Source organism: Pelomonas sp. KK5, from assembly GCF_001984095.1.
In the GTDB taxonomy this organism is placed as follows: domain Bacteria; phylum Pseudomonadota; class Gammaproteobacteria; order Burkholderiales; family Burkholderiaceae_C; genus KK5.
In genome coordinates this window covers 1-7,283 of sequence record NZ_LYVQ01000283.1, presented here as the reverse complement: position 1 = coordinate 7,283, position 7,283 = coordinate 1, and the positions used below count along the sequence as shown (strand labels likewise).

The following is a 7,283-nucleotide window of genomic DNA, read 5'->3' as shown; positions in this document are numbered from 1 at the left end:
CACCATTTGCGGAGACGCCCGCCATGAAACGCATCCCCCTCGCCATCGGCGGCCTCGCGGCCCTATTGATCGCCGGCGCCGCGCTGGCCGATTCCGTCGCCCACCGCGACGCTGCCTTCATGAAGGACGCCGCCCACGCCGGGGCGATGGAGATCGAGGGTGCGCAGCTGGCCTTGTCGAAGACCAGCTCGGCCGAGGTGCGCAACTTCGCCCAGCACATCATCGAGGACCACACGCAGGCGGCGAAGGAACTGTCGGAGCTGGCGGCGTCGAAGGGCGTCAAGCTGCCCGAAGGCCCGTCGCTGGCACAGCGGGCCAAGCTGAAGATGCTGGGCTCGCACGACGGCGCCAAGTTCGACCAGAAGTTCGCCGAGACCATCGGCGTCGGCGCGCACGAGGATGCGGTGAAGCTGTTCTCCAAGGAGTCGGGCAAGGCCAAGGATGCCGATGTGAAGGCCTTCGCGTCCAAGACGCTGCCGACGCTGCAGCATCACCTGGAAATGGCCCGCGCGCTTCAGACGACGACCGGCAAGTCCTGATCGGGCCTTCATGACGACGAAGGCCGTGCTGCGCGCCTTCTCGGCCGTCCATGCGGTGATGGCGGGGCTGTTCGCGCTGACGGCGCTGGCGCTGATCGCCGTGGCGGCCTGGCTGGGCTGGAGCGCGCTGGTGGCCGCCGAGAGCGCCGACCGGGGCCTGGCCCAGCACCTGATCGAGGCGATGGGCGTGCTGGCGGCCGGCGTCGTCGCGCTGCAGATCGCGCAGACGATCGCGGAGGAGGAGGTGGTGCGCGATGCCCACGTCAGCGGGCCGACGCGGGTGCGGCGCTTTCTCTCGCGCTTCCTGGTCGTGGTGGTCGTCGCTCTGGCGATCGAGGCGCTGGTCGCCACCTTCCGCGCCGCGCACGAGGACCAGTCGCAGCTGCTGCACGCCTCGGCGCTGGTGCTCTCGCTGGGCGTGCTGCTGTCCGGCTGGGGCCTGTTCGTGCGGATGAACGTCTACGCCGAGGAGCTGGAGCCCGAGGCGATGGAAGAGGCGAAGAGCGAAGACCGCAAGCTGAAGTAAGGCGTTACGCCGACGGATCGGCCGCGATGCACTCGATCTCCACCCGCGCGCCCAGCGCCAGGCCGTTGCAGCCGAAGGCGCTGCGGGCGGGCAGCGGCGTGTCGCCGAAGAACTCCTTGTAGACCGCGTTGAAGCGCGGCCACTCGCCCATGTCGGCCAGCATCACCGTGCAGCGCACCAGGTGCTGCAGGTCCAGGCCCTGGCCGCGCAGGATGGCGCGGATGTTCTCCAGCGTCTGGCGGGACTCGGCCTCGATGCCGCCGGGGATCAGCGCCATCTGGCCGGGCAGGTTGCCGAGCTGGCCGGAGAGGTAGAGCATCGGCCCCACGCGCACGCCCTCCGGGAAGGGCACGCCCGCGGGCAGGAGCTGGCCGGAATTGAAGCGTTCGATGGTGATGGTGCTCATGGTGTTGCCGGTGCGATGCCGAGGGACTGTTCGAGTGCGGCGGGGTCGATGATGCGCCCGCCCTTGATCGTGCGCCAGATGCGGCGGATGTCGCTCATGCGCGCCAGCGGGTCGCCGTCGACCAGGATCATGTCGGCCCGCTTGCCCGGCGCGATGACGCCGCGGTCGAACTCGGCGCCCAGCAGCCGCGCCGGCACCAGCGTCGCCATGCGCAGAACTTCGGCGTTAGGGATGCCCGCCTGCGAGTACAGCTCCAGGTCGCGATGCAGGCTGTAGCCGGCGAAGGCGTCGGTGCCGGGCATCAGCGTGATGCCGGCGTCGTACAGGCGCTTGGCCATCTTCTGGAAGGCCGGGAAGGCGGCCTTGTACGCGGCCTCGTGGCCGGCCGGCACGGCCACCGCGCCGGACAGCATCTGCCGCCGCGCCACGACAGGGAAGCGCTGCACCAGCGGACGCAGCGCCGGCGGGGCCTGGGCCGGTTCACCGGAGAACAGGCCCTCCAGCGTCACCAGCGTCGGGTCCAGCGCCGTGTGGTGGCGCTGCATCAGCGCGACGAACTCGGCGAAGCGCGGGTCGTCCAGGTCGAACATCGAGACCTTCTCAGCGGCGAAGGTGTAGCGGTCCTTGCCGCGGGTCTCGCCGAACTCGGGGAAGAAGTTCAGCAGCACGAAGTTCAGGTGCTGGATCTCGTCGGCCCCGGCCTCGATGAACTCGCGCGCCACCGCGAAGGCCGGCACATGGCCGCTGACGCGCATGCCCTTGGCATGGGCCATCTCGGCGATCGGTGCGATCAGTTCCTTCGGATACGACGAGTAGATCTTGATCTGCTCGTAGCCGTGTGCGGCATACCAGTCCACCGCCGCCTGCGCCTGCTCGCGGGTGCTGACGCGCACGTCGGTCGGCCCGGCCAGCGGGCCGGTGCCCTCGACGATGCCGGCCAGCACCACGCGCGGCCCCAGCTCCGTGCCCTCGTCGAAGCGCTTGACGCGGGCCAGCATCGGCACGTTGTCGTTGGCCATGTCGCGGGCGCTGGTGACGCCGGCGATCAGGTCGAACACGCCCTCGACCTCGGCGAAGTGCTGGTGCACGTCCCACAGGCCCGGCATCAGGAAGCGGCCTCGGGCGTCGATGGTCTCGATGCCGGGTGGTACCGGCAGCTTGCCGTCCGCGTCCACCTGCACGATGCGGTCGCCGGCGATGCGCACGCTCATGTGCTCGCGCACGCTCAGGTCGCGCGGGTCGAACAGGCGGGCGTTGGTGAGCAGCAGCGCGCCGTCCTTCGGGATGCGGGCGTGGGCCCGGGACAGCTCGGCATGCCAGGCGTGGGCGGCGGCGTTCTGCGCGTCCATCAGCTGCTCGCGCTGCGGCATCAGCTCGGCGGGCAGCGTGCCCAGCCAGTCGCTGAGCACGGCGCCGGTGGCGTTGTCGGCGCTGTGCAGCCAGACGGGCGTGGGCAGGAAGTCCAGGCCGGTGATGTGGTACAGGGTCAGGTCTTGCCCATTGACCTTCATCGTCTGCAGCGGGCGGATCGTCGCGTTGCCGCCGGGCAGCAGCGCGAGCTTGTGGCCGGGCGCCTTCAGCAGCGCGCGGGCCAGCACGGCGGTGAATTCGGGCGGCGGGTTGGCGGGCAGGTAGAAGGCCGGGGCCTTCAGTGCCTGGTCCCCCTGGTCCACGCGGTTGCGCCAGGTGGCGCGGCCCTGGGCCAGGTCGAAGCGCTCCTCGACCGGGGCCTTCCAGTAGTCGACGCCCTTGGCCTCGTAGTGGGTGGGGATGCCCTGGGTATCGAGCGTCCAGCGCGCGGTGATGTCGTCGCCGCGACCGCGTTCGCTGTAGCTGAAGTGGGCGCTGGTGGCGTCGAAGCTCTGCGAGCCGACGGCCTGGCCGTGGATCTGCACCTGGTCCTCGCGGGCCTGGGCCAGACCCAGGGCGAGGGCCATGACAAGGAGAAGCAGCGGAGCTTTCATGCAAGGGTCTCGTCGAAGAGGCGGATGAAGTTGCCGCCGAGGATCTTGGCGATGCGGGCCTCGCCATGGCCGCGCGCGGCCAGCAGCTCGGCCAGGCGGGTGAACTGCGTCGGCCCGCAGAGATCGGGCAGGAACAGGGTGACGTCGGCCGTTTCGCCCGGGGCGCCGATGCCCAGGCGCTTGCGGGTCGCCACCTCGTCCTCGAGATGGCGGCGGTAGGCGGCCATGTCGTCGATGGCGCTGACGCAGCCGTCGGTGCCGATGCCGACATGGTCCTCCCCGCAGACCTCGAGCGCATGCTCGATGTGGGCGATCAGGTCGGCCGCGTGCGGCTGGCCCTGCAGGCGCAGGTAGGGCATCGAGTAGATGCCGACGACGCCGCCGCCCTCGGCCACGCGGCGCAGCTCGGCATCGGTCTTGTTGCGCGGGTGGTTGGCGACGGCGCGGCAGCCGCTGTGGGTGATGGCCAGCGGCTTGCGGGCCACGTCCAGCGCGCGCAGGCAGGTGGCGGTGCTGCTGTGGCTCAGGTCCACCAGCACGCCCTCGGCCTGCAGCCGCTCCACGGCCTCGCGGCCGAAGGGGCTCAGGCCCCGGTCGTCGGGCACGGTGGCGCCGTCGCCGATCGCATTGCGGCCGTTGTAGGTGAGCTGGATGATGCGCACGCCCAGGTCGGCGAAGAGGCGGATGCGGTCCAGGTCCGTGCCCAGCATCTCGGTGTTCTGGAAGCCGTAGATCACGCCGACCTGGCCGGCCGCGCGGGCGGCGGCGATGTCGGCAGCGAGATGGATCTTGCGCAGCGACGAGGGCTGGGCGCGCACCAGCGCATCCCAGGCGGCGATGTCGCGCACGGTGGCCTCGAAGGGATCGTCGCTGCCGGCGACGTGGCCCAGCGTGATGTTGACCGCGGCGAGGCCGCTGCTGCGCGCGTCGGCCAGCGAGCGGGCGTCCACCGCCGCGGCGCTGTTGCCGTAGGCGAGCCGGGCGCGGTCGGCGGCGCCGGGGGCGAACTGGAGGTTCGGGTTGTCCAGCGTGCCCAGCGCATTGATGACGGGAAAGGCGAGCGTCATGGCGTCGAGGTTGTCAGTTAGGCAAATGTAGAACAATATTCTAGAATAATGTTCGTATGCCGCGCCGCAAAGAAGTTCCCGCCGACCCGCTCGCCTCCTCGCTGGCCTTGATCGATGCCGCCCATCCGGGCCCGCGCGGCGCCGCGCGGCGGGCCGTGCTGGCCCATGCGCTGCGGCGCTTCAACGAGCAGGGGCTGGAGGGCGCGACGATCGAGCAGCTGCGCCAGGGCAGCGGGCAGAGCGTCGGCGCGATCTACCACCACTTCGGCAGCAAGGAGGGGGTGGTGGCGGCGCTGTTCTTCGTCGGCTTCGAGGACCAGAGCCGCGCGATAGCGGCGGCGCTGGCGCAGGCCGGCCCCGACACGCAGCGCCTGCTGGCGGCGCTGATCGGTGCCTACCTCGGCTGGATAGAGACCCATGCGGAGCTGGCGCGCTACGTGCTGCTGGCCCGCGAAGCCGTGGCCAAGGGGCCCGGCGCGGCCCAGCTCGGCGAGGCGTTGCAGGCGCGCTACCAGGGGCTGGACGAGCAGCTCGCCCGCGCCATGGCCGGCGGCGAGATCCGCCGCATTCCGGAGGACCTGATCCCGGCGCTGATCCTGGGGCCGGCCGAGTCCTACTGCCGCGGCTGGCTGGCCGGCCGGCGCGAGCTGCCGCCGAGCCGCGTGGCGCAGGAGCTGGCGCTGGCGGCGTGGAAATCGCTGGTCTGAACCTGGGCTGGGGGGTCAGCGAGCGCGCAGGCGCTTCCAGCGCCGCTTCAGATCCAGCCATTGCCGCTCGCGCGAGCGGGAGATCGTCTTCACGTCGATCAGGGCCAGGTCGGCGCCGCAGCGCGACAGCGTGTGCAGGCCCTCGGCATGCGTGGCCGAGGCCATGCCGCCTTCCAGCTGCGCCGGCAGGTGCTCGCAGGCCACGATGCCGTCGTCCAACCGGGTGAAGCGCAGGAAGCGCAGCGCCCCGCCATAGCCGCGCCGGCAGTCCTGCACCGGCAGCACCACATGGCCCTGGGCGTCGATGAAGGGCGTGCCGCCGGGGCGCGCGCCGCCGCGGTCGTCCAGCACCGGGTTCATCGGGTGCGGATACCAGGGGCCGGTCAACTGATCGGCGAAGGCGACGTGCAGCTCGCGCTGGTCGCGGCCGCCGGGGCCGACCAGGGTGTAGAACATCCACCACTGGCCGCCGTGCTCGATCAGCGTGGCGTCGGCGCCGGGTAGCTCGGGCAGCAGCACGGTCTCGCGCACCCAGTCGTCCGGGAAGCGGCGCGCGCGATACAGCGCGATCTCGCCGGCCTTGTGGCTCTCGGGCACCATGAAGACCTCGCCCCAGCGCTCGATCAGGAAGGGGTAGGAGAGGTGGAAGGGCCGCGCCAGCGCGATGCTCTTGCCGCGCCACTGCAGGTCGGGCCCGAACTCGTGGCGCTCGATCACCGCGTGCTTGTCGCGGTAGTCGTAGGCCTCCACGTAGACATGGGTGGCGTCGCCGCGGCGCAGGCCGAAGGGGTCGGCCAGGTAGCGCCACGGGCCGGCGTCGGGCAGCCAGCAGATGCGCTCGCGCTGCGCGGCGAGCGAGCCCGGCACGGTGGCGATCTGCTCGACCGGCGCCGGGACGATGCCGACCTGCCAGAGGTCGCTCCTGGGGCGGCGCAGCATCAGTGGATCGGCTGCGCTTCCAGATCGGCGTGGGCCAGCGTGCTCCGCGCCGGCTGGCGGCGTGCCAGGTGGCTCAGCACCTGGCCGTAGAACTCGCCCATCTGCGCCAGGCTCTGCGCGGGCTCGTAGGCGGCCAGGTCGTAGGCGACACCGGTCGGCTGTCGGCGCGCGAAGGCGCTGGCCAGGCCGGCGCTGAGGTCGTACAGCGAGCCCGGCGCCACCAGCCGTGCCGGCTGGCCGCGCAGGATCTCGCGCGGCCCTTCGGTGGCGCTGGACAGCACCGGCAGGCCGGCGCTCATCGCCTCCAGCAGCGCCAGGCCGAAGGTCTCCTCGCGAGACGGCGAGACGAACAGGTCGAAGGCCGAGAGCGCGGCGGCAACGTCGTCGCGGAAGCCCGGCAGGTGGATGCGCGGGTCACCGGCGCGCAGCTTCTCCAGCTCGGCGCGCTGGCAACCCTCGCCGACGATCACCAGCGCGGCGTCGGCCGGCGCGGTGGCGCGGAAGGCCTGCACCATCAGGTCCATGCCCTTGCTGGCATCGAGCCGGCCCACGCTGCCGACGACGAAGGCGCCCGGGGCGATGCCCAGCTCCGTGCGCAGGCAGCGAGCTGCTGCCGCGCCGGCCGGGGCCTGCTGCGGCAGCGGCAGCCAGTTCGAGATCACGCGAGACAGGCCGTCGAAGCTGCCCAGCTGGTTCAGCTGCGTGGCATTGACGCAGACCAGGCCGTCGAGTCGGCCGTGCTGGTGCGGCTTGTAGCCCACGTGCAGCGTCGCCACCCGGGCCAGCGTGCCGGGCGCGCGCGCCAGCGCCTTGCAGGCCGGGCTCAGGTGGGCGTGGGCGATGTCGACACCCAGGCGCTCGGCCAGGCGGCCCACCTGCCAGCCACGCAGCAGCCGCGGCAGCCGCAGCGCATGGAAGCGCACGCCGGGCAGTAGCGCGCCCTCGATCATCGCGCCCGGCAGGCCCAGCACATGGACCTCGTCGCCTTGCAGCGCCTGGCGGTTCGCCAGGTCGGCGCAGTAGCGCTCGGCGCCTGCGATGCGGCGCGAAAAGATGATGTGGAGGACGCGGCGGCGCGCGGACGTGGCGGCGGCGGGAGACGGGGCAGGACGCATGGGCGGGACCGGGGTCGGGT

Annotated in this window: 8 protein-coding genes; 3 read left to right on the top strand and 5 right to left on the bottom strand. The window is 71.9% G+C overall.

The window, feature by feature from the left end:
• The first annotated feature begins 23 nt into the window (after positions 1-23).
• Positions 24-539 (top strand): DUF4142 domain-containing protein, encoded by a 516-nt coding sequence (locus tag B0W88_RS28075; protein ID WP_144007016.1) that lies wholly within the window; start codon positions 24-26, stop codon positions 537-539.
• Between the two features lie 10 nt (positions 540-549).
• Entirely contained in the window at positions 550-1,065 is a 516-nt protein-coding gene (locus B0W88_RS28070; protein WP_077037856.1) for a hypothetical protein, read from the top strand.
• Positions 1,066-1,069: 4 nt separating this feature from the next.
• Here the strand turns inward: B0W88_RS28070 and B0W88_RS28065 are convergent, their stop codons facing one another.
• Genes B0W88_RS28065 through B0W88_RS28055 form a run of 3 tightly spaced genes read right to left on the bottom strand, consistent with a single transcriptional unit; the run spans position 1,070 to position 4,502 of the window.
• The gene (locus B0W88_RS28065) at positions 1,070-1,471 is read right to left on the bottom strand and encodes a RidA family protein (protein ID WP_077037855.1); all 402 of its coding nucleotides are present in this window, start codon (positions 1,469-1,471) and stop codon (positions 1,070-1,072) included.
• The gene (locus B0W88_RS28060) at positions 1,468-3,435 is read right to left on the bottom strand and encodes an amidohydrolase family protein (RefSeq protein WP_083749123.1); all 1,968 of its coding nucleotides are present in this window, start codon (positions 3,433-3,435) and stop codon (positions 1,468-1,470) included. The genes B0W88_RS28065 and B0W88_RS28060 overlap by 4 nt, the downstream gene beginning before the upstream one ends.
• Complete coding sequence (locus B0W88_RS28055; protein ID WP_077037853.1) at positions 3,432-4,502, bottom strand: dipeptidase; 1,071 nt, start codon at positions 4,500-4,502, stop codon at positions 3,432-3,434. The genes B0W88_RS28060 and B0W88_RS28055 overlap by 4 nt, the downstream gene beginning before the upstream one ends.
• 56 nt (positions 4,503-4,558) lie before the next feature.
• Between B0W88_RS28055 and B0W88_RS28050 the strand changes: the two genes are divergently transcribed.
• Positions 4,559-5,209, top strand: coding sequence for a TetR/AcrR family transcriptional regulator (locus B0W88_RS28050; RefSeq protein WP_077037852.1), 651 nt, complete (start codon positions 4,559-4,561; stop codon positions 5,207-5,209).
• A 15-nt stretch (positions 5,210-5,224) separates the two neighbouring features.
• On the opposite strand, the gene B0W88_RS28045 is transcribed toward B0W88_RS28050, so the two are convergent.
• Positions 5,225-6,148 (bottom strand): glycosyl hydrolase family 43, encoded by a 924-nt coding sequence (locus tag B0W88_RS28045; RefSeq protein ID WP_077037851.1) that lies wholly within the window; start codon positions 6,146-6,148, stop codon positions 5,225-5,227.
• Complete coding sequence (locus B0W88_RS28040) at positions 6,148-7,263, bottom strand: glycosyltransferase (RefSeq protein ID WP_077037850.1); 1,116 nt, start codon at positions 7,261-7,263, stop codon at positions 6,148-6,150. Before B0W88_RS28040 ends, B0W88_RS28045 begins: the two co-directional genes overlap by 1 nt.
• Positions 7,264-7,283: the final 20 nt, after the last annotated feature.

Coding starts and splice junctions, on each gene's coding strand:
- B0W88_RS28075 (WP_144007016.1), top strand. CDS start 24: ATGAAACGCATCCCCCTCGCCATCGGCGGCCTCGCGGCCCTATTGATC.
- B0W88_RS28065 (WP_077037855.1), bottom strand. CDS start 1,471: ATGAGCACCATCACCATCGAACGCTTCAATTCCGGCCAGCTCCTGCCC.
- B0W88_RS28050 (WP_077037852.1), top strand. CDS start 4,559: ATGCCGCGCCGCAAAGAAGTTCCCGCCGACCCGCTCGCCTCCTCGCTG.
- B0W88_RS28040 (WP_077037850.1), bottom strand. CDS start 7,263: ATGCGTCCTGCCCCGTCTCCCGCCGCCGCCACGTCCGCGCGCCGCCGC.
- B0W88_RS28045 (WP_077037851.1), bottom strand. CDS start 6,148: ATGCTGCGCCGCCCCAGGAGCGACCTCTGGCAGGTCGGCATCGTCCCG.
- B0W88_RS28070 (WP_077037856.1), top strand. CDS start 550: ATGACGACGAAGGCCGTGCTGCGCGCCTTCTCGGCCGTCCATGCGGTG.
- B0W88_RS28060 (WP_083749123.1), bottom strand. CDS start 3,435: ATGAAAGCTCCGCTGCTTCTCCTTGTCATGGCCCTCGCCCTGGGTCTG.
- B0W88_RS28055 (WP_077037853.1), bottom strand. CDS start 4,502: ATGACGCTCGCCTTTCCCGTCATCAATGCGCTGGGCACGCTGGACAAC.